This is a genomic window from Krasilnikovia sp. M28-CT-15, assembly GCF_047159595.1.
Taxonomy (GTDB): Bacteria; Actinomycetota; Actinomycetes; order Mycobacteriales; family Micromonosporaceae; genus Actinoplanes.
In genome coordinates this window covers 1,788,264-1,812,228 of record NZ_BAAGAK010000001.1, presented here as the reverse complement: position 1 = coordinate 1,812,228, position 23,965 = coordinate 1,788,264, and the positions used below count along the sequence as shown (strand labels likewise).

General features: G+C 73.9%; 21 protein-coding genes. 8 read left to right on the top strand and 13 right to left on the bottom strand.

What is annotated here, in order from left to right:
- Positions 1 to 8: 8 nt before the first annotated feature.
- From ACMCNO_RS08650 to ACMCNO_RS08635, 4 genes are read right to left on the bottom strand one after another with little or no spacing between them, the layout of a single operon-like run.
- Complete coding sequence (locus ACMCNO_RS08650) at positions 9 to 605, bottom strand: GTP-binding protein (RefSeq protein WP_412742716.1); 597 nt, start codon at positions 603 to 605, stop codon at positions 9 to 11.
- The gene (locus tag ACMCNO_RS08645; RefSeq protein ID WP_412748883.1) at positions 586 to 972 is read right to left on the bottom strand and encodes a DUF742 domain-containing protein; all 387 of its coding nucleotides are present in this window, start codon (positions 970 to 972) and stop codon (positions 586 to 588) included. The genes ACMCNO_RS08650 and ACMCNO_RS08645 overlap by 20 nt, the downstream gene beginning before the upstream one ends.
- The gene (locus ACMCNO_RS08640) at positions 962 to 1,381 is read right to left on the bottom strand and encodes a roadblock/LC7 domain-containing protein (RefSeq protein ID WP_412748882.1); all 420 of its coding nucleotides are present in this window, start codon (positions 1,379 to 1,381) and stop codon (positions 962 to 964) included. Before ACMCNO_RS08640 ends, ACMCNO_RS08645 begins: the two co-directional genes overlap by 11 nt.
- Positions 1,382 to 4,390 carry a nitrate- and nitrite sensing domain-containing protein gene (locus ACMCNO_RS08635; RefSeq protein ID WP_412748881.1) on the bottom strand — a complete coding sequence of 1,003 codons (3,009 nt, stop codon included), beginning with the start codon at positions 4,388 to 4,390 and terminating at the stop codon, positions 1,382 to 1,384.
- A 223-nt stretch (positions 4,391 to 4,613) separates the two neighbouring features.
- Between ACMCNO_RS08635 and ACMCNO_RS08630 the strand changes: the two genes are divergently transcribed.
- On the top strand, positions 4,614 to 5,045 hold the full coding sequence (locus ACMCNO_RS08630; RefSeq protein WP_412748880.1) for a nitroreductase/quinone reductase family protein: 432 nt from the start codon (positions 4,614 to 4,616) through the stop codon (positions 5,043 to 5,045).
- A gap of 17 nt (positions 5,046 to 5,062) precedes the next feature.
- Here ACMCNO_RS08630 and ACMCNO_RS08625 read toward each other — a convergent pair whose 3' ends face one another.
- The 3 genes from ACMCNO_RS08625 to ACMCNO_RS08615 all read right to left on the bottom strand — a co-directional run bounded on the left by ACMCNO_RS08625 (position 5,063) and on the right by ACMCNO_RS08615 (position 9,324).
- Positions 5,063 to 5,560 carry a hypothetical protein gene (locus tag ACMCNO_RS08625; protein WP_412748879.1) on the bottom strand — a complete coding sequence of 166 codons (498 nt, stop codon included), beginning with the start codon at positions 5,558 to 5,560 and terminating at the stop codon, positions 5,063 to 5,065.
- 339 nt (positions 5,561 to 5,899) lie between these two features.
- A complete protein-coding gene (locus ACMCNO_RS08620; protein ID WP_412748878.1) occupies positions 5,900 to 7,756 on the bottom strand; it encodes a M48 family metalloprotease in 1,857 nt (618 codons plus the stop codon).
- Between the two features lie 98 nt (positions 7,757 to 7,854).
- Positions 7,855 to 9,324: a beta-N-acetylhexosaminidase gene (locus ACMCNO_RS08615; protein ID WP_412748877.1), complete on the bottom strand. Its 1,470-nt coding sequence runs from the start codon at positions 9,322 to 9,324 to the stop codon at positions 7,855 to 7,857.
- Positions 9,325 to 9,435: 111 nt separating this feature from the next.
- On the opposite strand from ACMCNO_RS08615, the gene ACMCNO_RS08610 reads away from it, so the two are divergent.
- The 6 genes from ACMCNO_RS08610 to ACMCNO_RS08585 all read left to right on the top strand — a co-directional run bounded on the left by ACMCNO_RS08610 (position 9,436) and on the right by ACMCNO_RS08585 (position 15,335).
- Positions 9,436 to 9,966, top strand: a complete 531-nt coding sequence (locus ACMCNO_RS08610) for a GNAT family N-acetyltransferase (RefSeq protein ID WP_412748876.1) — start codon at positions 9,436 to 9,438, stop codon at positions 9,964 to 9,966.
- 39 nt (positions 9,967 to 10,005) lie between these two features.
- On the top strand, positions 10,006 to 10,236 hold the full coding sequence (locus tag ACMCNO_RS08605) for a DUF2277 domain-containing protein (protein ID WP_412748875.1): 231 nt from the start codon (positions 10,006 to 10,008) through the stop codon (positions 10,234 to 10,236).
- A gap of 84 nt (positions 10,237 to 10,320) precedes the next feature.
- Positions 10,321 to 10,596, top strand: coding sequence for a hypothetical protein (locus tag ACMCNO_RS08600; RefSeq protein ID WP_412748874.1), 276 nt, complete (start codon positions 10,321 to 10,323; stop codon positions 10,594 to 10,596).
- Positions 10,597 to 10,856: 260 nt separating this feature from the next.
- Positions 10,857 to 11,987: a magnesium and cobalt transport protein CorA gene (locus ACMCNO_RS08595; RefSeq protein WP_412748873.1), complete on the top strand. Its 1,131-nt coding sequence runs from the start codon at positions 10,857 to 10,859 to the stop codon at positions 11,985 to 11,987.
- Between the two features lie 291 nt (positions 11,988 to 12,278).
- The gene (locus ACMCNO_RS08590; RefSeq protein ID WP_412748872.1) at positions 12,279 to 14,873 is read left to right on the top strand and encodes a lipopolysaccharide biosynthesis protein; all 2,595 of its coding nucleotides are present in this window, start codon (positions 12,279 to 12,281) and stop codon (positions 14,871 to 14,873) included.
- Positions 14,874 to 14,990: 117 nt separating this feature from the next.
- The gene (locus ACMCNO_RS08585) at positions 14,991 to 15,335 is read left to right on the top strand and encodes a DUF2750 domain-containing protein (RefSeq protein ID WP_412748871.1); all 345 of its coding nucleotides are present in this window, start codon (positions 14,991 to 14,993) and stop codon (positions 15,333 to 15,335) included.
- Here ACMCNO_RS08585 and ACMCNO_RS08580 read toward each other — a convergent pair whose 3' ends face one another.
- The 6 genes from ACMCNO_RS08580 to ACMCNO_RS08555 form a co-directional block, all read right to left on the bottom strand.
- The gene (locus ACMCNO_RS08580) at positions 15,336 to 16,937 is read right to left on the bottom strand and encodes a diguanylate cyclase (RefSeq protein WP_412748870.1); all 1,602 of its coding nucleotides are present in this window, start codon (positions 16,935 to 16,937) and stop codon (positions 15,336 to 15,338) included.
- 104 nt (positions 16,938 to 17,041) lie between these two features.
- Positions 17,042 to 17,437 carry a YccF domain-containing protein gene (locus ACMCNO_RS08575; RefSeq protein ID WP_412748869.1) on the bottom strand — a complete coding sequence of 132 codons (396 nt, stop codon included), beginning with the start codon at positions 17,435 to 17,437 and terminating at the stop codon, positions 17,042 to 17,044.
- Between the two features lie 53 nt (positions 17,438 to 17,490).
- Positions 17,491 to 20,232: a transglycosylase domain-containing protein gene (locus ACMCNO_RS08570; RefSeq protein ID WP_412748868.1), complete on the bottom strand. Its 2,742-nt coding sequence runs from the start codon at positions 20,230 to 20,232 to the stop codon at positions 17,491 to 17,493.
- A 177-nt stretch (positions 20,233 to 20,409) separates the two neighbouring features.
- The gene (locus ACMCNO_RS08565; RefSeq protein ID WP_412748867.1) at positions 20,410 to 21,357 is read right to left on the bottom strand and encodes a biotin-dependent carboxyltransferase family protein; all 948 of its coding nucleotides are present in this window, start codon (positions 21,355 to 21,357) and stop codon (positions 20,410 to 20,412) included.
- On the bottom strand, positions 21,354 to 21,989 hold the full coding sequence (locus ACMCNO_RS08560; protein ID WP_412748866.1) for a 5-oxoprolinase subunit B family protein: 636 nt from the start codon (positions 21,987 to 21,989) through the stop codon (positions 21,354 to 21,356). The genes ACMCNO_RS08565 and ACMCNO_RS08560 overlap by 4 nt, the downstream gene beginning before the upstream one ends.
- Positions 21,986 to 22,771, bottom strand: a complete 786-nt coding sequence (locus ACMCNO_RS08555) for a LamB/YcsF family protein (RefSeq protein WP_412748865.1) — start codon at positions 22,769 to 22,771, stop codon at positions 21,986 to 21,988. The genes ACMCNO_RS08560 and ACMCNO_RS08555 overlap by 4 nt, the downstream gene beginning before the upstream one ends.
- A gap of 170 nt (positions 22,772 to 22,941) precedes the next feature.
- On the opposite strand from ACMCNO_RS08555, the gene ACMCNO_RS08550 reads away from it, so the two are divergent.
- A complete protein-coding gene (locus ACMCNO_RS08550; RefSeq protein WP_412748864.1) occupies positions 22,942 to 23,928 on the top strand; it encodes a hypothetical protein in 987 nt (328 codons plus the stop codon).
- The last annotated feature ends 37 nt before the right edge of the window (positions 23,929 to 23,965 follow it).

Genomic DNA, 23,965 nt, shown 5'->3' with positions numbered 1-23,965 from the left:
CCGGGCGGTCAGCGGCCCGCCGTGGCGAGCTGGCGGCGCGCCACGTACTCAACCAGCTCGATCAGCACGTTACGGGCGGCCAGTGGCTGCCTCGCGTCGAACAGCACCACCGGCACGTCCGGATCCAGGTCCAGGGCCCGGGCCACGGCCTCGGGAGCGAACTGCTGCGCGTCGTCGAAGCAGTTCACCGCGACCACGAACGGCGTGCCCCGCTGCTCGAAGTAGTCGATCGAGGGGAAGCAGTCCGCCAGCCGCCTCGTGTCCGCCAGCACCACCGCCCCCAGCGCGCCCTGCGACAGCTCGTCCCACAGGAACCAGAACCGGTCCTGCCCGGGCGTGCCGAACAGGTAGAGCTGCAGATCGTCGGTGATGGTGATGCGACCGAAGTCCATGGTCACCGTCGTGGTGCGTTTGCCCTCGACACCCGAGGTGTCGTCGCCACCGTCGACCCCGGTGAGGACCTCCTCGGTCTGCAGCGGGCGGATCTCGCTCACCGAGCCGACCATCGTGGTCTTGCCCGCGCCGAACCCGCCGGCGATGAGAATCTTGAGCGCGACGGGGATGCGTGCGCGCGACGCGTCCCGGTCAGAGCGCACGGAGTCCATTGACAACCGCCTTGAGTACGTCGACGTCGTGCGGCTTCGAGGCCGCGGAAGGTTCGTACAGCGAGATGAGCCCCGCCGAGCGTAGATCACCGAGCAAAACCCGGACGACCCCGACCGACAGGTCCAACGTGGAAGCCAGCTCGACGATCGAGATCGGCTGCCCGGCCGCGATGACGATGCCCCGGTGCTCGGGGAGCAGGTGCGGCAGCGCGGGCAGCTCGGCGATGGTGGCCACCACGAACGCCACCAGGTCGAAGTCCCCACCGGAGGGCGCGACCCGGCCCTGGGTCACCGCGTACGGCCGTACCACGGGACCGGCGTCGGCGTCGAGCCAGTCGTGGGACGGGCGCGAGGAGTCAGCGGGCATCGAACGGAGTCACGAAGGGCCGATCGGGCGCGCCCATGAACTCACCGACCCTGGTCACCAGCATCGCCATCTCGTACGCGATGAGTCCCAGATCGGCGTCGCTGGCCGCCAGCACCGCCAGGCACGCTCCCTGCCCGGCCGCGGTGACGAACAGGAACGCCGACTCCATCTCGACCACGGTCTGCCGCACCGGGCCCGCCTGGAAGTGCCGGCTGGCGCCCTTGGCCAGGCTCTGGAAGCCGGCGGCCATGGCCGACAGATGCTCGGCGTCGGCCCGGCTGAGACCGGCCGACGCCCCCATCAACAGGCCGTCGGCCGAGAGCACCACCGCCTGTTCGGTGGACGGCACCCGATCGACGAGGTCGTCGAGCAGCCAGCTGAGGTTCGCGCTCTGGTTCGTCTGTGCCACTTATGCGTCCTTATCCGGCCGGTTCCCATGGTCGTCCTGTGTGGCGGCGCCACCGCCGTCCCCCGTGCCGGACGGCGGCGCCGGGGTGTGGTCGAGATCGGCCGTGTCCCGCACGGCCGGAAGCAGCACAGTCGCCGCTTCGGTGAAGCCCGGATCCCGCGGCTCGCTCGCCGCTGCCGACGGATCCCCGGCGGGTCCGGGCTCGGGTTGCGGCGCTCCGGCAGGTCCGGCGTCGGGGCGCGGCCCGCCCACGGGTCCCGCCTCGAGTCGCGGCCCGCTCGCGGCGGCCTGCCGTCCCCGGATCGTGCCGCGCTGCAATGCGCTCATCAGGTCGCGAACGCGCTCGGGCGAGCGGGCGGGTACCGCGGCCGGTGGGGCCGCCGGCTCCCGCAGCTGCGGCACGAGGTTCGCCTGACGCACCCGCCGGGGCAGCCCGTCCAGGGTGGATGTCTCCGCCGCCGGGGCGCTGGTGTCCGTGGAGGGCAGCACCGGGGCGGCCGGGAACGGCACCACGGCGCCGGGCCGTTCGTGATCGCCGTCGTTGCCGGGGCGATCGGTGATCGGCCGCGCGGAGCCGGCACCAGGGCGGCCGGACGCTGGGCGGCCGGACACTGGGCGGCCGGACACTGGGCGGCCGGACCCTGGTCGGCCCGACCCGGGCCGCAGCAGGGGGTCCGGGCATTCCAGCCCGGCCGGGAGCGGCGTTGCCTCGGAACGCTGGGGTGAGCGCCGGGGCGCGGTACGCCGGCGCCGCACGAGACCGTCCGCGCTGAGCCCGTCCACCACCGCGCTGCGGCTGGGCCCGCTTCCGGCGGCTCGCTGCGACCGGTCCGCCTCGGTGCCGGGGGCTGCGTCGGCGTGGGGTTCCGGCTCGCCGTCGCGGACCGGTTCGGTCTCGTGGACCGGCCCCGCCTCAGGGGCCGCCTCGGCGAGGGTGCCGTTGAGCGTGACCGGGCGGCCGGCAACCGTGATGGAGCGCACCTCCTCGGCACCCTGCCACTGCAGCGCCGCCAGCGAGCGCCGCGCCGGATCCTGCGTCCCGGAACCGAGCAGCGGGCGGTCCCAGCCCTTGTCCGCGGGCGACGGGCCTGCGGGCAGGGCCGGCTGTCCCGGTCCGGGCGGTGCGGCCGTGACCAGCTCGCCCGGGATCAGCACGACCGCGGTGACCCCGCCGTACGCGGAGGGCCGCAGCGACACCCGGATGCCGTGCCGCCCGGCGAGCTGGGCCACCACGAACAGGCCCAGCCGGGCGCTGTCGGCCGGATCGAAGTCGGGCGGCTCCAGCAGGCGGCGGTTGGCGTCCTCGATCGCCTCCGCGGTCATGCCGAGGCCACGGTCCTCGACCTCCAGGGCGTACCCGTTCGGCAGGATCTGGCCGATCACCTCGACCCGGGTGTGCGGCGGGGAGAACGACGCGGCGTTCTCCAGCAGCTCGGCCAGCAGGTGGATGACGTCGCCGACCGCGCGCCCGAGGACCGCCGAGGACTCCACGGAGCGGATGTCGACCCGCTTGTAGTCCTCGACCTCGCTGATCGCCCCGCGGATCACGTCGATGACCGGCACCGGGTTGCGCCAGCCCCGGCCGGGCGCCGCGCCCGCGAGGATGACCAGGTCCTCGGCGTGGCGCCGCATCCGGGTGGCGAGGTGGTCGACGCGGTACAGGTCCTCCAGCTCGCGGGGCTCGGTCTCCCGGCGTTCCATCTTGTCCAGCAGCGCCAGCTGGCGGTGCAGCAGGGTCTGGCTGCGCCGGGCGATGTTGAGGAAGACCTCGTTGATGCCGCGCCGGACGTTGGCCTCCTCCACCGCGGACTGGACGGCGGTGCGCTGCACCTCGTTAAACGCGTGTCCGAGCTGGCCGATCTCGTCGCGGCCGTACTCCAGCGGTGGGGTCTCGACGTCCACGTCGACCGCCTCGCCGCGCTGCAGGCGCCGGACCACGCCGGGCAGCCGCTCACCGGCCATCTCCAGCGCCTCGCCGCGCAGCCGGATCAGCCGGCCGACGAGGGAGCGGCCCACCCGGATGGACACGAAGACCGAGGCGGCCACCGCGGCCAGGCCCAGGATGCCGGCGGCAGCCAGGAGGCCCAGCACCCGCATCGCCAGCGGGGTGGCCCGCTGGGCCAGTGAGTCCGCGGCGGCCAGCTCGAACGTGCGCAGCTGCTGGGTGGAACTGTCGTAGACGGGCTGCCAGTCCGTGCCGCCCACGGGGGACTTCTCCCCCACCCGGCCGGTCTCGATGAGCGCGTCCTGCATCTGGCGCAGCCGGCTGAACTCGGGCCCGGCGCTCAGCCGCTGGAATGCGGCCCGGTCGGCCGGGGGCAGGTCGGCGACGCCGTCGGCCAGCAGGAACCGCGCGGTCGCGATGGACTGCAGCAGCTCACGGCGGGTGTCCGCGGTGAGCCGACCGGCCGCGTCCGCACCGGCCAGCAACGAATCCGTACGGCTGAGGTACTCCTGGCCGCGACCCACCGTGGTCAGTGCGCGGACCTGCCGGTCGACCAGCTCGTCGTTGAACGTGGCGGTGGCCGTGAACAGCTGGAAGCCGGCGTCGATGATCGTGCTGTACATGTCCTGGGCGGCCACCGGGTCGAGCTGGCGCAGGCTGATGTGGGCGCGGTTACTCGCCAGCCCGTTGAGGTCCGCGACGAGCTGGGCGATCCGGGTACGCAGGGTGGGGCTGGCCGCCTGCTGCGCGTCCTGCCCGGTCGCGGTGCGGCGGAACGTCGCGACGACCCGGTCGGTCGCGGCGCGCTGGGCGTCCAGCGCGGTGGCGTCGGCGGTGGGGCCGGCCAGGAACGCCACGCTGAGGCGGCGCTCGTGCTGCAACTCCCCGACCAGCGCCTCACCGGGGTGGCCGACCGTGTCGAGCAGCGTACGGGCGGACAGCAGGTTGAACGCCGGTCCGGCGGTGAGCACCGTCGCGAAGATCCAGAGCGCGAGCAGGGCGGTGAGGGGCACCGTCACCAACGCGATGATCTTGGAACGGATCGACCAGTTGCGGGTTCTCATCAGGCTCCGCCCGAAGGGGTTCAACAGGGGACCGGCAATACGCCACCCATCACGGTCGTCAATGCCTGACGAACCGTCCCGGGCCGCGCGCGCCTTCGGCAGAATACGTAATGGGGGGCCGGGGAGCCACCTCCAAGGCGTACCGGATGAACGCTGTATGTCCTTTTTGGTCGCTGAGTTTGGCACTGTTCTGTCCATCGACGAGAACCGGGGGATCCGACGTATGACCATGCCCGACGACATCCTGGCGTACAACCGCACACTCATCGAAACTTTTCGTGCCGACGGCGGCGCGTCCCTCGGCGACCGGCGCCTGCTGCTGCTCACCACCCGGGGGCGCCGCACCGGCCAGCCGCGGACCAGCCCGATGATGTACGTGGACGACGGCGCGCGGCTCCTGGTCATCGCGTCCAACGCGGGGGCGGCCACGGACCCGCAGTGGTACCGGAACCTGGTCGCCGACCCGCACGTCACGGTCGAGCTGCCCGGGCGCAGCTACGCGGCGCGTGCCACCCCGCTGAGCGGCGCGGACTACGACCGGCAATGGGCGCGGATCAAGCAGGACCATCCGTTCTTCACGGAGCACGAGCAGAAGGCCGGACGCACGATCCCGGTCGTATCGCTCACGGACGACGAGGCCGCCGCACCGAGTTAGACGGCCCCGCAGCCGCCCTACACGGACCCGCGCCGAACAGGTGCGGGCCCCTGGCCGCCAGCAGTCTCTCCTGGCCCGCCGGAGTCGGTCGGGGTGGGCGACGGGCTCGGCTGCCCGGTGCCCTGACCACCACCGGTCGGCTCGGCGCCAGGGTTGCTCGGCGTGACCGACGGGTCAGCGCTCGGCGACGGTGCCGAGGTGGGTGCGGTGGGCGGGCGGCTCGGCAGCCCGGACGGGGCGGTGGCCGTGGGTGCCGGGCTGGACTTGCGGGCGCGCGGGGTGGCGGACAGCGGGGCGACCCGGCCCCGGGGGCGGGTGTCCAGCACGATGGCCGGGTCCTGCGGCGCGGCCGCGCCGGCGCCTCCGGCGCCGGAGTCCGCCTGCTGCCGCACGACCGCGGGCGGCGGGCCGACGGGCGGCGCGACGACCGGTCCGAACTGGGCACCGAGCCACATCGCCGGGCCGAGGCCGACCGCGACGATCGCCGCGAACAGCGCGAGCGGTTCCCGATCCATCGGCGCCCCCTCCCCAGTTCGCTGAGCGCATCGTGTGTTGCCGAGATCGATCTACCCACTTTGGGCGACGGTCATGCAGACATGCCCGCGCAGGGCCTCCCGGCCCTCGCTGCGCTCGGTGCAGTCGGTCATGCCGTGCCGCGTCCGGGCATGCCCTCCCGGCCTCGCTGCGGTCGGTCAGGCCGTTGCCGGCCCCTGACGTCCGTTGCCGGCCCCCTGATGTCCGGCCCCCTAATGTCCGGCCCCCTGATGTTCAGTGTGGCCCGAACCCGCAGCGCGGTTGCTGATACGTCGGAAGTCGGCCCCCGTCTCTAGGCACGTAACGGAGGGCCGGTCGGTTCAGCCGGAGTCGGACGTTGCGCGCGTACGGGCAAGAAAGGCCACCGCGTCGTCGAGCGCCGCCCAGCCCCCGGGCAGCTCGTCGGAGTCCAGTGCCGCCCGCACACTCAGCGTGGCCCCGTCGCGCAGCCGCAGGTCCCAGGCGCGCGGGGCGCGGCGGGTCCGGGCCGCACCGACCACCTCCGGGTACGGCAGGAACCGGCTGCCCGGCGCCGCCACCTCGCGTTCGCCCGCATCGGCGGCGGCGAACCGGGCGAGCCGCCGCTTGGCGGAACCGTTGTGCGCGCGCGGCAGCCCGGGCACCAGGAACAGCCCGGTCTCCACGACGAGGACGTCGGTGCGGGCACCGTCGACCACCAGGTTGACGACCCCGCCGACCACTTCGGCCCGCCCGTGCGCCGACCGGGCGGCGGTGGCGGCCGGGTCGACGCCCAGCTCCGCCAGCCGCTCGCGGGCCGCGTCGACCGTGGCGGGATCGGCGACCAGCGCCGCGGGGCCGGACAGGTCGAGGTGGCCGCCGTCGAGGGTGACGAGTTCGGCCGTACCTGTCCAGTTGTGCCGCCAGCGGGCGACGCCGCTACGCAGCGCGGCGAGCGCCAGCAGCAGGGTGACCAGCTCCGTCGCGCGGGCGGCGGACTCCTCGGCGGGCAGGTCGGGCAGGACCGCCTCGGCGACCTTGCGGAGCCGCCCGTCCGCGGCGAGGTCGAGGACGTCGGCGGCGCTGGCCACGGGCACCCCCGCGGCGCGGGCGATGGTCGCCAGGGCGGCCTCGGCCTCGCGTTCCATCTCGGCGGTGCGGGCCGCGCCGAAGAAGGTGTCCCAGTCCACGGCGGTGCGCCCCTGCGGCGGGTACGCGACCGCCTGCAGCGCCCGCCCCAGGCCGGGCAGGTCGGGCACCGGCTCGGTGTCCGGCCCGGGCGGAGGCCCGGGGAGGGCAGGGAGGGCGGCGAGACGCTCGGCCACCGGCGGGTGGGTGTCCCACGGTCCCGGGTCGGGCAGCGGCCGGGCCCGCAGCCGGGCCGCCTCGTCGGCGCGCGCGGCCAGCATCCGCAGGAAGCCGCCGAACAGGTCCTCCGGAGTGTGCCCGGCCTGCCAGCCGGGGGCGACGTACCCGGTGCGGAACAGGTGTTGCAGGGCGTCCAGGGTGGGCAGGTCGGTGAGCACCGCGGCGGCGGCCGTGGCACCGGCGAACTCGGCGGCGACCCGGTCGGCGGCGAACTCCTGAGCCCGGCTGAACGGGGCATCGACCCGCCGGTACAGCCGCGCGTACGCGCGCAGCACCGGCCCGGCCGGGTTGCGCCGGCTGATCCGGGGGATGCTGCGGCCGACCGTCACCCGCCCCCGGTACGCCAGCGGGGCGAGCCGTGCGCCCCGCCCGGAGAAGTGCGCCAGCTCATGCGCCACGACCGCGCGCAGCCGGGGGACGTCCCACGCCTGTAGCAGCGGCAGTCCCAGGTAGAGGTCGCGGCGGCCACCGATCAGCCCGAGCAGGCGGCCACGTTCGCGTACGGTGGCCGCGGCCTCGGCGACGACCGTGACGGTGTCCGGCGCCCGGGTGCCCGCCGCGGTCGCAGCCGCGTCCAGCAGCTCCCACAGGTGGGGAGCGTCGGCGCGGCTCACCGGCACCCCGGCCGGGTGCGCGTGCCGGGTGTGCAGGGCCCGCCACGTCGCGTACGCCAGGACCCCGACCGTGGCCATGCACAGCGGCGCGCCGATCTGCGCGGCCAGCGCCCCCGGCAGCAGCGCAAGCAGCAGCAGGACCAGTGCCGCCACGAGCGCGAGCTGGGCCACCGCGACGGCGAGGAACCCGGCCAGCGCGACGGCCGACGTCATCGCCCGCACGCCCTGCCCGTTCACGCGGGCAAGCCTAGAGGCGGCCCGGCCGCGCCGTCACGCCCAGGGGAGCCCGGACGGGGGATGACCCGGCGTACGCCACGCCCGGCGGGGGGACGTCGTCACACCCAGGGAATCTCGGGTGACCGGTGGTAGGCGATCCCCTGCGCCGTCCAGCGCGGACCGAACGCGGCGAGGCGCCGGCGGAACGCGTCCCAGTCGCGAGCAGCCTGCGGCGACCAGGCCACCTCGGCGATCGCGGGCAGCCGCGGGAACGTCATGGTCTGCACATCGGTCAGGCTGCGCAGGGTCTCCGACCACAGCGGAGCCTCGACCCCGAGCAGGTCCTGCTCGCCGACCCCGGGCAGCCGGGTCGCCGGATCCCAGTCGTACGCCCGGGCCACGTCGAGCAGCCCGGCCCAGTCGAGACCGAGCGGGCTGTCCGCGTCGTACTTCATGTCGAGGTAGGTGCGGTCGGCCGGGGACATGATGACCTGGCAGCCGCCGGCGACGGCCCGGGCCACCCCGGCGTCGTCCGCGGCGGTACGCCAGAACTGCGGCACCACGGTGCCGGGCGGTTCCACCGCGGCCACCTCGTGCCAGCCGATGGCGCGTTTGCCGTACTTGGCGACCAGCGGCAGCACCCGGTGCAGGAACGTGCGGTAGTCCTCGGCGCTGGTGGCGTCGGCCTCGTCTCCGCCGATGTGCAGGTACGGCCCGGGGGTCAGCGCGGCGACCTCGCGGATGACGTCCTCGACGAACGCGTACGTCTGCTCCCGGTCGACGCACAGTGAGCTGTAGCCCACGGCCCGATCGGTGCGGGCCGCCACCGCGGCGCCGTCGCGGGTCAGCTCCGGGTACGCCACCTGGACGGCGTTGACGTGCCCGGGCATGTCGATCTCCGGCACGACGGTGACGAACCGGTCCGCCGCGTACGCGACCAGTTCGGCGTACCCGGCGGCGGTGAGGAAGCCGGGCCCGGCGCCGTCGACGCCGGTGCCGGGGCCGCCGCTGACCTCGGTGAGCCGGGGCCAGCCCGCGATCTCCAGCCGCCAGCCCTGGTCGTCGGTCAGGTGCAGGTGCAGGTGATTGATCTTGAACTGGGCGATCGCGTCAATGTACGAGCGCACCTCGTCCGGGGTGAAGTAGTGCCGGGCCAGGTCCAGCATCGCGCCGCGGTAGGCGAACCGGGGCCGGTCCTCGATCACGCCGCCGGGCAGCACGGCGTCGCCCGCACCGGCGACCGGCATGAGCTGGCGCACCGTCTGCACCGCCGCGAACAGTCCCGCGGGCGTCTGCGCCGCCACGGTCACCGCGTCGGCGCGCACGTCGAGCCGGTACCCCTCGTCGCCGTGACCGTCCTCGAGCACGAGCCGGACCGCGCCGCCCCCGGCAGCCGCCGACACACTGAGGCCCGGCTGCACCGGGACGGGATACCCGGTGGCCGCCCGCAGCACCGTGGCCAGCTGTTCCGCGACCGCCGCCGTGCCGGGTGCGGCCCGGACCGCCGTTCCCGGGCCGATCGTGCATGCCGCCGCCGGGACCGGCCGCACCCGCGCCGGCACCGGGAGCACGTCGCCGAGTCCCCCCAATTCGACCTCCGCCCGGACCACCGCACCGTCCGCCCGACTCTAAACCCTGTTTCCAGATTCATGCGTACGCCCCACCTCGCCGCGGGTGGGGCGGCGGCTAGGGTGGGCGCCATGCCGATCACCACGCGCCGCGCGGTCGCGGGCGACGCGGCCGAACTGTACGACGTCGCCGCCCGCACGTTCGGCCTGGCCTGCCCGCCCGGCACACCGCAGTCCGACGTCGACGCGTTCATCGCCCAGCACCTGTCCGCGCCGCGGTTCGCGGACTACCTCGCCGACGGCGACCGGATCCTGCTGGTGGCCGAGGACGACGGCAAGCCGGTCGGCTACGCGATGCTGGTGTCCGGCCCGATCGCCGACCCGGACGTGCGCGCGGTGGTCACGGCACAGCCCAGCATCGAGCTGAGCAAGTTCTACGTGCTGGAGGGCAGTCACGGCAGCGGCACCGCCGCGGCGCTGATGGCCGCCACGCTGGCGGCGGCGGCCGGCACCGGCGCGGTGACCTGCTGGCTGGGGGTCAACCAGCGCAACGTACGGGCGGCCAAGTTCTACGCCAAGCACGGCTTCGAGGTCATCGGCACCAAACGGTTCCTGGTCGGCGGGCAGTGGCACGACGACCACGTACGGGCCCGCCTGCTCTGAGGCTTTGGCGGGAGGCGGGCCGCGGGCGACGATGGGCTCATGTGCCGAAGCATCAAGACCCTGCGCGAGCCGTTCACCAGCGACGTCACCGACGCCGAGATCCGCGCCGCCGCGCTGCAGTACGTACGCAAGATCTCCGGTTTCCGGGCCCCGGCCGCGCACAACGCGCAGGCGTTCGACGCCGCGGTGGCCGCGGTGAGCGCGGCGACGAAGGACCTGCTGGACCACCTGGTGGTGCGGTCCGGCCCGGCCCGGGCGGCGCACGACTGACCGCCAGCTGACAAAAACTCCGTGTACGAACCTCGGCGCTCGTAGCTCTTCTGGGTGTATGACCCGCTGGAGGGAGAACCCGAGATGAGCACCATGACCGCCCCGCAGACCACCGGCACCGTGACCGCCCCGCTGACCGCGGCCCGGGCGGAGGCGCTGTACATGAGCACGCTGGAGACCGGTGTCCGGCCGAGTCGCTCGGAGGTCACCTCGGCCATCCAGACGGCCCTGCGCAGCCACGGCGGCGTGCGCGGCTGCGCCGCCGACGTCGCGGGTGAGTACGGCGAGTACCCCACCACCGCGGCCCGGCGGATGACCTGGGCACTCGGCGTGGTCGACGCGGTCTACGGCGTCCACTGACCGGCCCGCGCCGGCCGTTGCGGACTCCGCCGGCCGGCGCGGTGCCATACCGGTCTCCGCCGGTCGGGGGGCGTCTGCGTGACGCGACCGAAACTGTCGGGGGCTGGCGGTAGGTTTCTTGCTGCGGATCGGCGCCACGGGGGCGCCGATCCGTCCATGTCCGGCTCATCTCTTCAGCCCATCCGGCAGGTGGACCTGCGTGGGCCCGCGTGCGCCCGGCCGCTAACCTCGGCCTCCGGCGACGCGACGGAGGTGCACGGATGCTGGGTTGGCGGCGACGGGATCTCGAGCCCACGCCCGAGCGGCGGATCCCCGGCCCGTTCGGCCGTTTCCTCCAGGGCCGGATCTTCGAAGGGCTCACCCGCCCCGAACCCCGCATCCCCGCGCAGCGCCGCGCCAACCCCGCTGCCGTCATCGACTGCGCGGTGTACGTCGACGGGGTGCGCCGGCCCGGCCGCCCGCACTACACCGACGCCCGCCGCCAGGCGCGGCGCCGCGGCGGGTTCGTCTGGCTCGGCCTGCACGAGCCGGACGAGACGTTGATGACCTCGATCGCCGCGGCGTACGGGCTGCACGAGCTGACCGTCGGGCAGGCGGTCGCCGCCGGGCACCGGCCCGCCGTCGAGGTGACCGGCGGGGTGACCCGGCTGGTCCTGCGCACGGCCGCGTACGTGGAGCACGACGAGTTGACCGCCACGTCGGAGGTGGTGGACACCGGCGATGTGACGGTGTTCCTCGGCGACCGTTTCGCCATCACGGTGCGGCACGGGGCCGCCGGAGCGCTCACGCCCGTCCGCGAGGACCTGGAACGAAGGACCGCGCTGCTGGCGCACGGGCCCTGGGCCGTCGGGTACGCCGTCTGCAACCGGATGGTCGACCTCTACCTCGACGTGGCGGGGCACGTGGAGAAGGACCTGGAACGCCTGGAGGAGAGCGCGTTCGCGCCCGAGGGCAAACCCGACATCGCGCACATCTACCAGCTCAAGCGGGAGATGGTGGAGTTCAAGCGGGCGGTGCTGCCGTTGCAGGAGCCGCTGCACCGGCTGCTCGGCGGCGAGGCGCTGCCGGGGCCGCTGCGCCCCTACTTCGCGGACGTGCGGGGGCGCCTGGCCCGGGCGGTGGACCGGGTGGCGGGCTTCGACGACCTGCTCAACTCGATCCTGCAGGCGCGGCTCGCGCAGGTCTCGGTCGACCAGAACAACGACATGCGCAAGATCGCCTCGTGGGCGGCGATCGCGGCGGTGCAGACCGCCATCGCGGGCATCTACGGCATGAACTTCGAGTTCATGCCGGAACTGCACTGGCGGTACGGCTACTACGGGGTGGTGGCGGTGATGGTGATCGCTGCGGTGGCGCTGCACCGCAGGCTCAAGCGGGTGGGCTGGCTGTGACGCTGCGTCATCACGGGAGGCGTACGTCACGTCGCGGCCGCGGCCCCGGAATCCGCGTTACGCTAGGTGATCACTGGGCCGGATGAGGTCCCAGACATCCCCAAACCTCGGCCGAACGGACACCCCCTCATCGACCGGAACCGCATGCCTCGACTCCGGACGGAAGCCCAACGCGAACCGCTCTCCCCTAGCCGTCGAATACGCGGTGTAACTACCGTTTCCGGCAGATCACCTACTGGGGGCGGTAGTGGAGAACATGGTGTGGCCGCGACAGACGGCCGGAGCTGACGCGTGACCGCGACTGAGTCGATGCCACCGAGCGTGGAGACCGGCCCGCCGGTCCACCAGCCCGGCATCGTAGGCAAACTGAAGGGCCATCTCGATCTCCTGCTGAACGCGGGCTCGCTGATGGCCACCACGGTCATCACCTCGCTGCTCGGCTTCGCGTACTGGTGGGTCGCGGCGCGGACCGCCTCGGAAGAGGCGGTGGGCGAGGCGTCCGCCGCGGTCTCCGCGATGACGCTGATCGGCACCATCGGCATGTTCGGCATGGGCACCATGCTCATCTCCGACCTGCCTGCCATGCAGAAGCGCCGCTGGGACCTCATCTCGACCTGCCTGCTGGTGGCGGGCGCCGCGGCGACCGTCGGCGGGCTCGCGTACGTGGCGCTGGCGCACCTGGCGCTGCCGCAGCTGAAGGACGCGATGGGCGGGACGGCCGCGACCGTGCTGCTGGTCTTCGGCATCGCGCTCAACGCGGTGACCCTGGTGCTGGACGAGGCGCTGGTCGGCCTGTTGCAGGGGCCGATGCAGCTGACCCGCAACGCCTGGTTCGCGGTGAGCAAGCTGGCCCTGCTCGGCCTGCTGGCGGCGCTGCCGATCACGCTGACCGGCAGCATGCTGACGCTCACCTGGATCGCGGGCATCGTCCTGTCGGTGGCGGTGCTGGCCCGGGTGCTGCGCCGCCGCGGCATGGTCGACTCGCTGCGCCCCTCCCCCGCGCTGCTGCGCGGGCGCGGCAGGGCCACCTTCGACCACAACCTGCTGAACCTGGCGACCTACCTGCCCCGGGCGGCGCTGCCGCTGGTGGTCACCGCGGTGCTGTCCGCGGAGGCGAACGCGTCGTTCTACACCGCGTTCATGGTGCTGTCGTTCCTCGCGATGGTGCCCGGCAACGTGGCGCTGACCCTGTTCGCGGTGGCCAGCGGCGACAAGGCCGCGCTGCGTTCCAAGGTGCGCATGGGCCTGCTGATCTGCCTGGGCGGCGGCCTGCCGGTCGCGATCGTGGTGGCGTTGCTGGCCGAGCCGATCATGTCGGTGTTCGGCGCGAACTACGCCCGCAACGCCAGCAGCGCGCTGGCGATCCTGACCCTGACGTACGTGCCGTTCGTCTTCCACCACTTCTTCCTGGCGATCTCCCGCGTGCAGGACCGGGTACGCGGCGCCGGCATCTTCTCCGTGTTCGCCGGTGTCGCCGAACTGCTGGCCGCCTGGTACGGCGGCAGCCGCGGAAGTCTGACCTCGCTCGTCACCTGGGTGGCGATCGTGATGGCGATCGAGACCGTTCTCGTCGCACCCACTGTGCTGCGTGTCGTGCTGCCCTCGCGGCGCGACGCGGCGGCCGAGAACCCGGAGGGAACCATGTCCACCACCAGCCTGACCCTGCGCGAACGCTCCTGGGTGGCGCTGGAGTACATCCGTACGGTCGGCCCGCTGACCGGCGTCACCGCGCAGGGCCTGCGCGACGCGCTGATCGGGCTGCACGCGGCGGACCCGACGCACCGGGCGGTGTCGCGGCTGGACCGTACCGGCGGCCGCTGGATCCACCTGGACGCGCCGACGTTCGCGGCGTACGTGCAGGAGGCGGTGACCGACCTCGGTGACGGCCCGGTGGACTTCGACGAGATGACCCGGACCCTGCAGTCCGAGCAGCGCGCCCACCATCCGGTGCGGATCCTGGTCGGCGGCGGCTACATGGCGCTGAAGGTGGCCCACGCGTACGGCGACGCCGGGCCGGTGAACACGCTGGTCCACGAGCTGGTGCAGGCCGCCGCCGAGGGCCGGGCCGCGTCGATCCCCCCGATGCTGCGGCACCGCAGCGCGCTGCCGAAGGCGTGGTGGAAGACGTACGGCCTGAAGGTCGGCAAGATCCGGGAGAGCCTGCGGATCGCCCGCCCGCCGCAGGCCGGTGACGACGCGCCGATGCGCCCGTGGACCGCGCAGCTGACGGTGGAGACCGCCCGCTCGGCCGAGGTGCTGGGCAAGATGCGGGTGTGGCGCGACGAGCACGCCCCGGGCGTGACCACCTCGGCGATCACGTTCGCGGCGTTCACGGCGGCGCTGCAGCAGCTCGGCCTGAACCCGGACACGTCCGCGGCTACGTTCCTGGCCGACGCCCGCCGCTACCTGGACAAGGGCGTCAGCATCGACAGCAACTTCTGCTGGGGACCGGTGCTGTCGCCGCCCGACCTCACCGACCCGCGGGCGATCCACACCGCGCTGAAGGCGGAGCTGGCCAGCGGCAAGATGCTGACCATCATGCTGCTGCGCGAGTCGAAGATCATGGTGACCGGGGCGCCGGGCCTGCCGGACCCGTACCCGACCGAGGCGCCGGCGGAGCCGCGCCCGCGGCTGACGTTCAGCAACCAGGGGCGCCACGACATGCTGTCCGACCTGCCGTGGGCGGTCGAGCCCGCCGGCCGGGTCAACCAGAGCGTGCCCACGCTGAACGGTGCGGAGGGGATCACCCTCACCACCTCGGAGATGAACGGCGTACTGCACCTGGAGGCGACGTTCCACGCCTCGACATTCGACCCGGCAGTGGTGGCCCGGGCGCTGGAGCTGGTCTGCACGGACCCGGCCGCGCTCATCATGGCCGCCCGCTAGGTCGCCCGGAGGGCTCGCGCGGCCGGCCGCCCCCGCCGGTCGCGCGCCTCCTCCTCTATCGGGTCTTTCGTCCCGTTTATCCCGCGGGCGACGTCCCCACCGCCGACCATGGGGGACATGTCGCTCAGCAGAGCTCACGCCTCGGCGTTCCAGCGTGAGGTACCGCACGAGGGCCGGGTCTGGACCGTCCGCGACGACCGGGGCTACCCGGCCCCGCGCGACGCCGACGGCCACCGCGCCATGCCGTTCTGGTCCAAGCCGACCCGCGCCCAGCGCATCGTCACGCAGGTCCCCGCGTACGCCGACCTGCGGATCACGGAGATCGCGCTGGCCCACTGGCTGGACGCCTGGCTGCCCGTCCTCGGCCGCGACGACGTGCTGGTCGGGGTGAACTGGTCCGGCCCGCAGGCCACCGGCTTCGACCTCCCCGCCGCCGAGGTGGCCGAGTGGTTCGCCGCGTGATCAGGTCGAGGCGGTCCCGGTGATGTCGCGGTCGCGGTAGACCCGCGGACGGCGCTCCGGGGGAGTCCCCCACACCACGCGATTGCGCCCCTGGTGTTTGGCGGCGTAGAGGTTGCGGTCGGCGGCGGCCAACGCGGCGGACTGGCTGGCGGGAAAGCTCTCACCGGCCCCCGCGACGCCCATGCTGACCGTGACGGACCAGCCGTCGGGCAGGCCCGGCCACTCGTGGTCGCTGATGGACTGCCGGATGGCGTCCAGCTTGGCGACCGCGGTGGCGACCGGGGTGGCCGGCAGCACCACCAGGAACTCCTCACCGCCGAGGCGGGCGACGAAACCGTCCGGGACGGCGGCGAGCAGACCGCACTCCAGCAACGTCGCCATCTGCGCCAGCACCTGGTCCCCGGTGTCGTGCGACAGCGTGTCGTTGATCCGCTTGAAGTGGTCGATGTCGACCAGCGCCACGCTCAGCTTGGGGTCCGCGGCGATCATGGCGGACAGTTCCTCGTCGACGAAGCGACGGTTGCGCAGGCCGGTCAGCGGGTCACGGCGGGCCTGCTCGCGGAAGCGCTCGGCATCCTCCCGGGCCTCGGCGGTCTCGAAGATCGCGTGCCGGGTCTGCACCTGGGCGTCCCGCTCCTGCGAGCGCAGCCGCTCCTGGGCGGCGACGAACACCTTCTGCGCGGCGAACGCCGCCGCGAACTCGCCCTGCGCCGCGTACAGCTCGGCCTGCTCCTCGTACACCTGGACCAGCACCCCGTACAGGCCGCTGTCGTCGCACAGCGCGCGGCACCGCTCCAGGGTGTCGTGGGCCCGGGTCGTGGCACCGAGGCCGCGCTGGGCGCGGGCCAGGGTGAGCAGGAAGTAGGCCAGGTCGTCGGCGTCGTCGACGTGCCCGGACTCGTGCCGGGCGATGCTCGCCAGCATCGTCTGTTCGGCCTCGCCGTACTCGCCGAGCGCAACCTGGATGTCGGCGAGCGTGTGCAGCGCCGCCGGGTCGAGCTCGAAGCCCTGAGTCCCGGCCAGCTCCACCATCCGGCCCGCGATCTCCTGCGCGCGGACGAACTCCCCGGCGGCGTGCTCGGCGAACGCCCAGTTGTTGAGCAGCACCATCAGCCGCTCCCACTGATGCTCCTCCCGGGCCATCTCCTCGACCTGGCGGTACCGCAGGCGCGCCGCGTCCATCGCGCCGGTGAGCGCCAGCGCGTCGGCCAGCTTGGTGCGGTGGTTGATCTGCGTGTACGCGGTGGCGCTGTCGTCGAGCAGTTCCACCGCGCTCAGCGCGTGCTCCAGGGACTTGGCCGCGTCACCGACCATCCGTTCGATGACCGAGCTGGCGAGGTGGGTCCGGGCCTGCAACAGGCGGTCGTCGTGCCCGACCGCCCACTCGCGGATCTCCTGCAGCTTGCGGGCGGTCCCGGCGAGGTTGCCGATCCGCACGCCCAGGGTGGTGCGGCACAGCCGGGCACGCATGCGCAGACCGTCGTCGCCCAGCTCCCCGGCCTGCTCTTCGATGCGGGACGCGGTGGCGTAGCCGGCCTCGGCGTCGTCGACGACCCGCTCCTCCAGCTCCAGCAGCGCGGCCGACAGCTGTTCGGCGCTCATCGCACCATCGTCCATCGCCACACCCCCCGCCCGGCCACCGGCCTCGACGCCGTCGGCCACCCAGGAACTCCCACCGTGTCCGATCGGCCTCGAGCGCCTCCTGATCACCCGATCCGAGGTGCCTGGTCGATGTCGACGATCTGCCGGCCGAGCGGCCAGAACGCGGCGGGGACGAGCTTGAAGTTGGCAATGCCGAACGGAATCCCGATGATCGTCAGACACAACGCGACACCGGCGGTGATGTGGGCCAGCGCGAGCCACCATCCGGCGATCACGACCCACAGGACGTTCGCGATTCCCGAGGCTACTCCCGCACTGGGACGGGTGACGACGGTGCGGCCGAACGGCCACAACGCGTAGTGGGCCAGCCGCAGGGACGCCACGCCGAACGGGATGGTGACGATCAGCGCGAAACAGATCAGCGCGGCGATGCCGTAGCCGATGGCCAGCAGCAGGCCGCTACCGAAGATGAACCACAGTACGTTCAGGACCAGGCGCACGGATTCAGCATGACCGGTTGGCGCCACCGTACGGCCCCCGTACACCAAGGGTGTCACTTCGGTGGCTGCCCACAGGCGGAGTCCTTCGCGCACTCCCTGCCCGCCGCGTCGGTGGACGGCTCCGGCGCGGTGGACGCCGCCGGCCCGGACGCGGCGGCACGCTTGCCCGCGGAGTCCGCCGCAGCGGAGTCCTTACCGACCGGGTCCGGCACCGTGGGGTCCTGCCCGGTGGCGGGCAGGCGGTGGCCGGGCCGGGTGGTCTCCGGCAGGTCGAACGTCCAGCCCTGGGCCAGCAGCTTCGGCAGGAGCTTGGTCAGGGCCTCGACGGTCTGCCGCCGGTCACCGCCGCCGTCGTGCACCAGCACCACGGCCCGCTCGGTGAGCTGCTGCTCGATCCGGGCCGCGATCACGTCGGCACCGGGCAGCCGCCAGTCGTCCGGGTCGACCAGCCAGCCCAGCGGGGTGTGCCCGAGCTGCGCGCCGACCTTCGCCGACACCCCCCAGTCCCCGAACGGGGCCCGGAAGTACGTGACGGTCGCCCCGGGTACGGCCGCCGCGAGCGCCGCGTCGGTCGCGGCGATGTCGTCCGCGACCTTGCCGGGTGGCAGGTCTCCCAGCTCGTCGTGGTGGCTGGAGTGGTTGCACAGCCGGTGTCCCTCGGCCACGATCCGCCGCACCACGTCGGGATACTGCGCGACGTTCTCGCCGACCATGCAGAACGTGGCCTGGAGGTGGTGTTTGGCCAGCAGGTCCAGCACCCGCGGGGTGTCCGGTGAGGGCCCGTCGTCGAACGTGAGGGCGAGCCGCTTGCCGGGGTGCGCGGTGTGCACCACGGGTTCGAAGCCGGGCGGGGCGTCGCGCTTGCCGGCGATGGAGTCGGGGCTGCGTCCCGCGTCGCCCACGTCGGCACGCCCCACGTGCGCGGGCCGCGGCAGCGGGGTCTGCGGCGCGCCGCGCAGCGAGTCGTGCAGGAAGTCACGCCACAGCCGGGCGGGCATGTTCTCGCCCTCGATGGGACGGTTCGCGGAGTCGCGGATCGGCCCCGGCACCGCCTTGCCGATCCACACCGCGGCGGCCAGGTCCGGGGTGTACCCGGCCATCCACGCGTCCTGGTTGTCCTTGGTGTCGGCCCACTGCTGGGTGCCGGTCTTGCCCGCGGCGGGACGTCCGGGCACCACCTTGTCGCCGGCGACCACGGACTGCAGCACGGTGGAGACGTCGGCGGCGATCCCCGGGTCCAGCACGCCCCGCCCGTGCGGGGCGGCCGCCCAGACCACCCGGCCGGCGGAGTCGCGCGCCGACTCCACGAAGTACCGGTCGTTGCGTACCCCGCCCGCCGCGAACGTCGCGAAGACGCTGGCCAGGTCCGCGGGGGTGACCGGGTAGCGGCCGATCGCGATGTCCGGCCGGGTGCGGCCGGGTTGGGGATCGCCCTTGGCGTCGACCATGGACGGGCGCCCGTCGTACCGGGCGGAGATGCCCAGGTTCACGGCCATGTCGCGGACCCGGTCCGCCCCGATGCGCTCGGTGACCGCGTAGAACGGCGTGTTCAGCGAGTGGACCATCGCCTGCTCCAGGTCACAGTCGCTGCACTGGAGTCCGTCGTGGTTGTTCAGCGGCACCCCGTTGCGTCCCGGGAACAGTCGCGGAGAGCTGCCGTCCCAGCGGGAGCGGTAGCCGATGCCCGCCTGCTCGGCCGCGGCCAGCACGATCGGCTTGAAGGTGGAGGCGGCCGGGTGCAGGGCCGCCGCGTCGTCGAAGTAGCCGCGGCCCTTGTCGCCGCCGTAGTACGCGCGGACCCCGCCGGTCGCCGGGTCGAGCGCGACCAGCGCGGCTCGCAGGCCCGCGGGCTGACCGGCGAGCCGGTCGCGGATTCCGGTGGCGGCCGCGTTCTGCGCGGCCGGGTCCAGCGTCGTGACGACGGACAGGCCACGGGTGTGCAGGGCTTGCGGGGAGATGCCGTGCGCGGCCAGTTCCCGCTCCACCCGGTCCACGGCCAGCCCGGCCGGTCCCGCGGCGGGCGGGTCGGTGGGCGCGATCGCCGGATACTGCACGTCGCCGCGCAGCCAGCCGAGTTGGCGCTGGGCGGCGATGATCCACTCCCACCGTTCCCGCGCCGCCGCCGCGTCCACCGCGGGGTCGTACCCGGTCGGATCCTTGATGACCGCGGCCAGCACCGCGCCCTGCGCGGCGGTGAGCCGGTCCGGGGTGATCCCGAAGTACGCGTGGGCGGCGGCGGCGATGCCGTACGCGCCGCGGCCGAAGTAGATGCTGTTCAGGTAGCGGGCCAGGATGGCGTCCTTGTCGAGCTGGCGCTCCAGCTTCACCGCGAGCGCCAGCTCGCGGACCTTGCGATCGATGGAGAAGTCCTGGGTCAGGAAGGCGTTGCGCACGTACTGCTGGGTGATGGTCGAGGCGCCCTGGTGCCCGCCCCGGCTGACGGCGACGGCGGCCCGCAGCACCCCGCGCGCCGAGACCCCGGCATGGTCGTAGAAGCCGCGGTCCTCCGCGGCGAGCACGGCCTGCCGCACCGGCAGCGGCACCGCCGACAACGGGACGTCACTGTGGTCGACCGTGCCCACCCGGGCCAGCACGGTCCTGGCGTCGCGGTAGTAGAGCACGGACGCCTGCGGTGCCGCCTGCGCGGCGGGCAGGGGCACCGAGTCCACATACGCCTCCGCCGCCGCGGTGCCCGCGCCGCAGTAGAACAGCGCGACGGCGAGCAGCCGCCCGACGATGCGCCGCCCCGGGCGACGATGTCGACCCCGTTCGGGATGGTCCGTTGGCACGTCCATGCCGACAGGACGAATGACGACCGCCGATCGGTGGCACGCCCGGCGAAACCACTCTCCGTCACCACCCCGGCACCCCCCTCCACAGCCGTGTTGACCTGTGGTTTCGTGAGGGTTGCAGAACTATCCAGTGAGACATGTCACTTCTTGATGCGTACGCGCAGTGACGCTCGCGCGTGCTCAGTCAGCCCGCCGGAACACCACCGTGCGCCCGGGGCGCAGTTGCGCCGCATGGTCGGCCGACGCCGGGGTGAGCACGGCGACGACGGGGTAGCCGCCGGTCAGCGGGTGGTCCGCCTGGAACACGATCGGCAGCCCGTCCGGCGGCACCTGCACCGACCCGCGGACCACCCCCTCGCTGGGCAGCTCCCGGGTGTGGCGGCGGGCCAGCGGGGGCCCGGACAGCCGCAGCCCTACCGCGTCACCCGCCGGGGTCACCGTGTACTGCGCCGCGAGGAACGTCGCGACCGCCTCGGCGGTGAACCAGTCGTCCCGCGGCCCGAGATCGACCTCGAGCACCACCGGCCCCCCGCCGCCATCCCCGCCATCGCGGCCCGCCTCGTCGGAGGAAGCCTCGCCAGGCGCAGCCTCCTCGCCAGACGGGTCGCTGGGCGACAGCCTCACCCCGGAGGCGCCACCGTGCGCCGCCCCGGTGGGTGCGACCCCGTCGCCCGCTGCGTCACCCACGGCCAAGACGTCACCGGCCGCCAGGCGGGGCGGCCCCAGCCCGGCCAGCAGGTCGGTCGACCGGGACCCGAGCACCGGCGGGACCGCGAATCCGCCCCGGACGGCCAGGTAGCTGCGCAGCCCCCGGCGCGGCGCGGTGACACCCACCTCGGCGCCCGCGGCCACCCACACCACGGACCCGGCACCGGTGCGCCGCCCGTCCACGGTGAGTACCGCGTCCGTGCCGGTCAGCGCCGCCACCGCCGGGCCGTCGAAACGCACCCGCAACCCGCCCAGGACGATCTCCAGCGCCGCCGCCCCGGGCTCGTTGCCGACCAGCCGGTTCGCGCGGGCGAACGCGCCGCGGTCCGCCGCACCCGACGGGGCCACCCCCAGCGCCGCCTGCCCGGGCCGCCCGAGATCCTTGAGTACGGTCAGCGGCCCGGGCCGCAGCACACTCATCCGCACGGGTCCACCGCCCGGAACCGCACCCGCATCCCGGGCACCAGCAGCGCCGGGCGGGGCCTGCCGAGGTCCCACACCCGCACCTCGGTACGGCCGACGAGCTGCCACCCGCCCGGGCTGTCGGCCGGGTACACCCCGGAGAACCGGCCCGCCAGGCCCACCGATCCGGCGGGGATGCGGGTCCGCGGGCTGTCCCGGCGCGGCACCGCCAGCCGCGGGTCGCCGCCGGTCAGGTACGCGAAGCCCGGCGCGAACCCGGCGAACGCCACGGTCCACGGCGTCCCGGTGTGCGCAGCCACCACCTCGCCCACGGAGAGCCCCGTGAGGGTGGCGACCTCCGCGAGGTCCGGGCCGTCGTACCGGACGGGCAGCTCCACGACGCCCCCGTCCACGGCGTCGTAACGCTCCGCGGGCAGCCCGGCGACGGCCGCGCGGACCGCGCCCGGCGACGTGAGGTCCGGGTCGAACCGGACGAGCACGGTCCGCGCGGCGGGCACCAGATCGACCACCCCGGGCAGGGCCGCCGTACGCAGGGCCGCGTACAGGGCGAGCGCCGCGGGCAGCCCGTCGACCTCGACCAGCACCGCCTCCCGCCCGCAGGGCAGAAACCGGAGGGAGGGCGCCGTCATGGTCGTACGGTATCGGGGTGGAACGGCGCGAGCCGCACGCCCGCCGCGGCCAGCGCGTCCGCGACGGCCCGGGCCATCGCCACGGCTCCAGGTGAGTCGCCGTGCACGCAGATGGAGTCCGCGCGCACGGACAGGACCGTACCGTCCACTGCGGTCAGCTCGCCGGTCGTGACCAGCCGGACCATCCGCTCCGCGACCTCGGCCGGGTCGTGCAGCAGCGCGCCCGCCGCGCGTCGCGGCACCAGCGTGCCCTGCGGCGTGTACCCGCGATCCGCGAACGCCTCGGCGCGGGTCGTGAGCCCCGCCGCCGCGGCCCGGCGCAGGAACACCGATCCGGGCAGGCCCAGCACCGGCAGGGCGGGGTCGTAGCGGTGCACCGCCTCGACCACGGCTGCGGCCTGCTCCTCGTGGTGCACGATCGCGTTGTACAGGGCACCGTGCGGCTTGACGTAGCGGACCCCGCTGCCGGCGGCCCGGGCCAGGCCGTCCAGCGCGCCGATCTGGTACAGCACGTCGGCGACCAGGTCGGCGGGCTCGTAGTCGATGAACCGGCGGCCGAACCCGGCCAGGTCCCGGTAGCCGACCTGGGCGCCGACCGCCACCCCCCGCGCGACGGCCCGGGCGCACGTGGCCAGCAGCGTGCGCGGGTCCCCCGCGTGGAATCCGCACGCCACGTTGGCGCTGGTCACCACGTCGAGCATCGCGTCGTCGTCGCCGAGCGCCCAGGCGCCGAAGCCCTCCCCGAGGTCGCTGTTGAGGTCGACGGTGCCGACCGCGGCCATGGCGTTGTCCCTTCCTCCCAGGGCGGATGCGAGGTCCACACCCGCCGCGCGGCTCCCGAGCGGGCTGTGGGGTTCCCGGCATTGGCTCAGGTATACCGCGCGACTGCCGAAGTTCCGCGTCGGATCGTGCCGGGACATGCCCCGGCCGCCACAATCACGGAGGTGCACGGGTGGACATGCGTCGATGGGGACAGGTCGGCCTGGCGACACTCGTGAGCGTTGCGGCGGTGGCACCCGCCGCCCCGGCCCTCGCCGACCCCACCACCAGCACGATCACGGTGACCGGGCCGACGTCCGTCGCGCGAACCGGGCCGGTCACCCTGACCGGCACCTTCTCGGGCGGCACCGGCCTGCAGCTGCACGTCACGAAGCGCGACCTGGCCGGAACCCACACCCTGCCCGATGTCCCCACCGGCGTCGGCGGGGCCTTCACCGTCACGGACACCCCGGCGGTCGGTGGCACGAACACGTACACGATCAGCTTCGCGGGCGACGGGACCTTGGCGGCGGCCAGCGCGACGGCCCCGGTCTCGGTCTCCCGCGCCGCCACCACCCTGAGCCTGTCCACCGACGCCGCCACCTACAGGTACGGCGCCACGGCCACCATCACGGCCAGGCTCGGCAGGACCCACGACAGCCGCCGGGTCTGCCTGTACGCCACGCCCGCCGACGGCAGCCGTGCGCTGATCCGCTGCGCCACGGCCACCTCCGCGGGGCTGGCCACCGCCACCTGGCGCATGACCCGCCGCACCACCTTCCGCGCCGCGTTCGAGGGTGACCAGTGGTACGCCCCGGCGGCCGCCGCGCGTGCCGCCACCGCCGGGGTCCGCCTCGAGCAGGTCCTGGCGTACTACTACAAGTCGTCGAACGGGTACAAGCTGTACAAGTCCAGCGTCGACCCGCTGTTCGGGGCCCGCGTGACGCCGGACAAGAACGGCGGCTGCCTGACGTTCACCCTCCAGCGCTACCGCAGCGGCACGTGGCGCACCGCCGGGACGTTGATCTGCACCCCCGTGGGCGAGGAGAGCGTGGCCGCGGCGTGGATCCGTGGCAGCCACCCGGTCGGGTCGAAGTGGCGGACGCGGGCGACGTTCACCGGCGACTCGGTGAACGCCCGCACCACCGGCAAGTGGCTGAAGTTCCGGTACACGCGGTAATCCCCAACGCTGGGGCGATCGTCACAGCATGGCCTCG

Excerpts from the sequence above, each read along its gene's own strand:
- ACMCNO_RS08650 (WP_412742716.1), bottom strand. The coding sequence starts at position 605 with ATGGACTCCGTGCGCTCTGACCGGGACGCGTCGCGCGCACGCATCCCC.
- ACMCNO_RS08645 (WP_412748883.1), bottom strand. The coding sequence starts at position 972 with ATGCCCGCTGACTCCTCGCGCCCGTCCCACGACTGGCTCGACGCCGAC.
- ACMCNO_RS08635 (WP_412748881.1), bottom strand. The coding sequence starts at position 4,390 with ATGAGAACCCGCAACTGGTCGATCCGTTCCAAGATCATCGCGTTGGTG.
- ACMCNO_RS08630 (WP_412748880.1), top strand. The coding sequence starts at position 4,614 with ATGACCATGCCCGACGACATCCTGGCGTACAACCGCACACTCATCGAA.
- ACMCNO_RS08625 (WP_412748879.1), bottom strand. The coding sequence starts at position 5,560 with ATGGATCGGGAACCGCTCGCGCTGTTCGCGGCGATCGTCGCGGTCGGC.
- ACMCNO_RS08610 (WP_412748876.1), top strand. The coding sequence starts at position 9,436 with ATGCCGATCACCACGCGCCGCGCGGTCGCGGGCGACGCGGCCGAACTG.
- ACMCNO_RS08605 (WP_412748875.1), top strand. The coding sequence starts at position 10,006 with ATGTGCCGAAGCATCAAGACCCTGCGCGAGCCGTTCACCAGCGACGTC.
- ACMCNO_RS08600 (WP_412748874.1), top strand. The coding sequence starts at position 10,321 with ATGAGCACCATGACCGCCCCGCAGACCACCGGCACCGTGACCGCCCCG.
- ACMCNO_RS08595 (WP_412748873.1), top strand. The coding sequence starts at position 10,857 with ATGCTGGGTTGGCGGCGACGGGATCTCGAGCCCACGCCCGAGCGGCGG.
- ACMCNO_RS08585 (WP_412748871.1), top strand. The coding sequence starts at position 14,991 with ATGTCGCTCAGCAGAGCTCACGCCTCGGCGTTCCAGCGTGAGGTACCG.
- ACMCNO_RS08580 (WP_412748870.1), bottom strand. The coding sequence starts at position 16,937 with ATGAGCGCCGAACAGCTGTCGGCCGCGCTGCTGGAGCTGGAGGAGCGG.
- ACMCNO_RS08570 (WP_412748868.1), bottom strand. The coding sequence starts at position 20,232 with ATGGACGTGCCAACGGACCATCCCGAACGGGGTCGACATCGTCGCCCG.
- ACMCNO_RS08565 (WP_412748867.1), bottom strand. The coding sequence starts at position 21,357 with ATGAGTGTGCTGCGGCCCGGGCCGCTGACCGTACTCAAGGATCTCGGG.
- ACMCNO_RS08560 (WP_412748866.1), bottom strand. The coding sequence starts at position 21,989 with ATGACGGCGCCCTCCCTCCGGTTTCTGCCCTGCGGGCGGGAGGCGGTG.
- ACMCNO_RS08555 (WP_412748865.1), bottom strand. The coding sequence starts at position 22,771 with ATGGCCGCGGTCGGCACCGTCGACCTCAACAGCGACCTCGGGGAGGGC.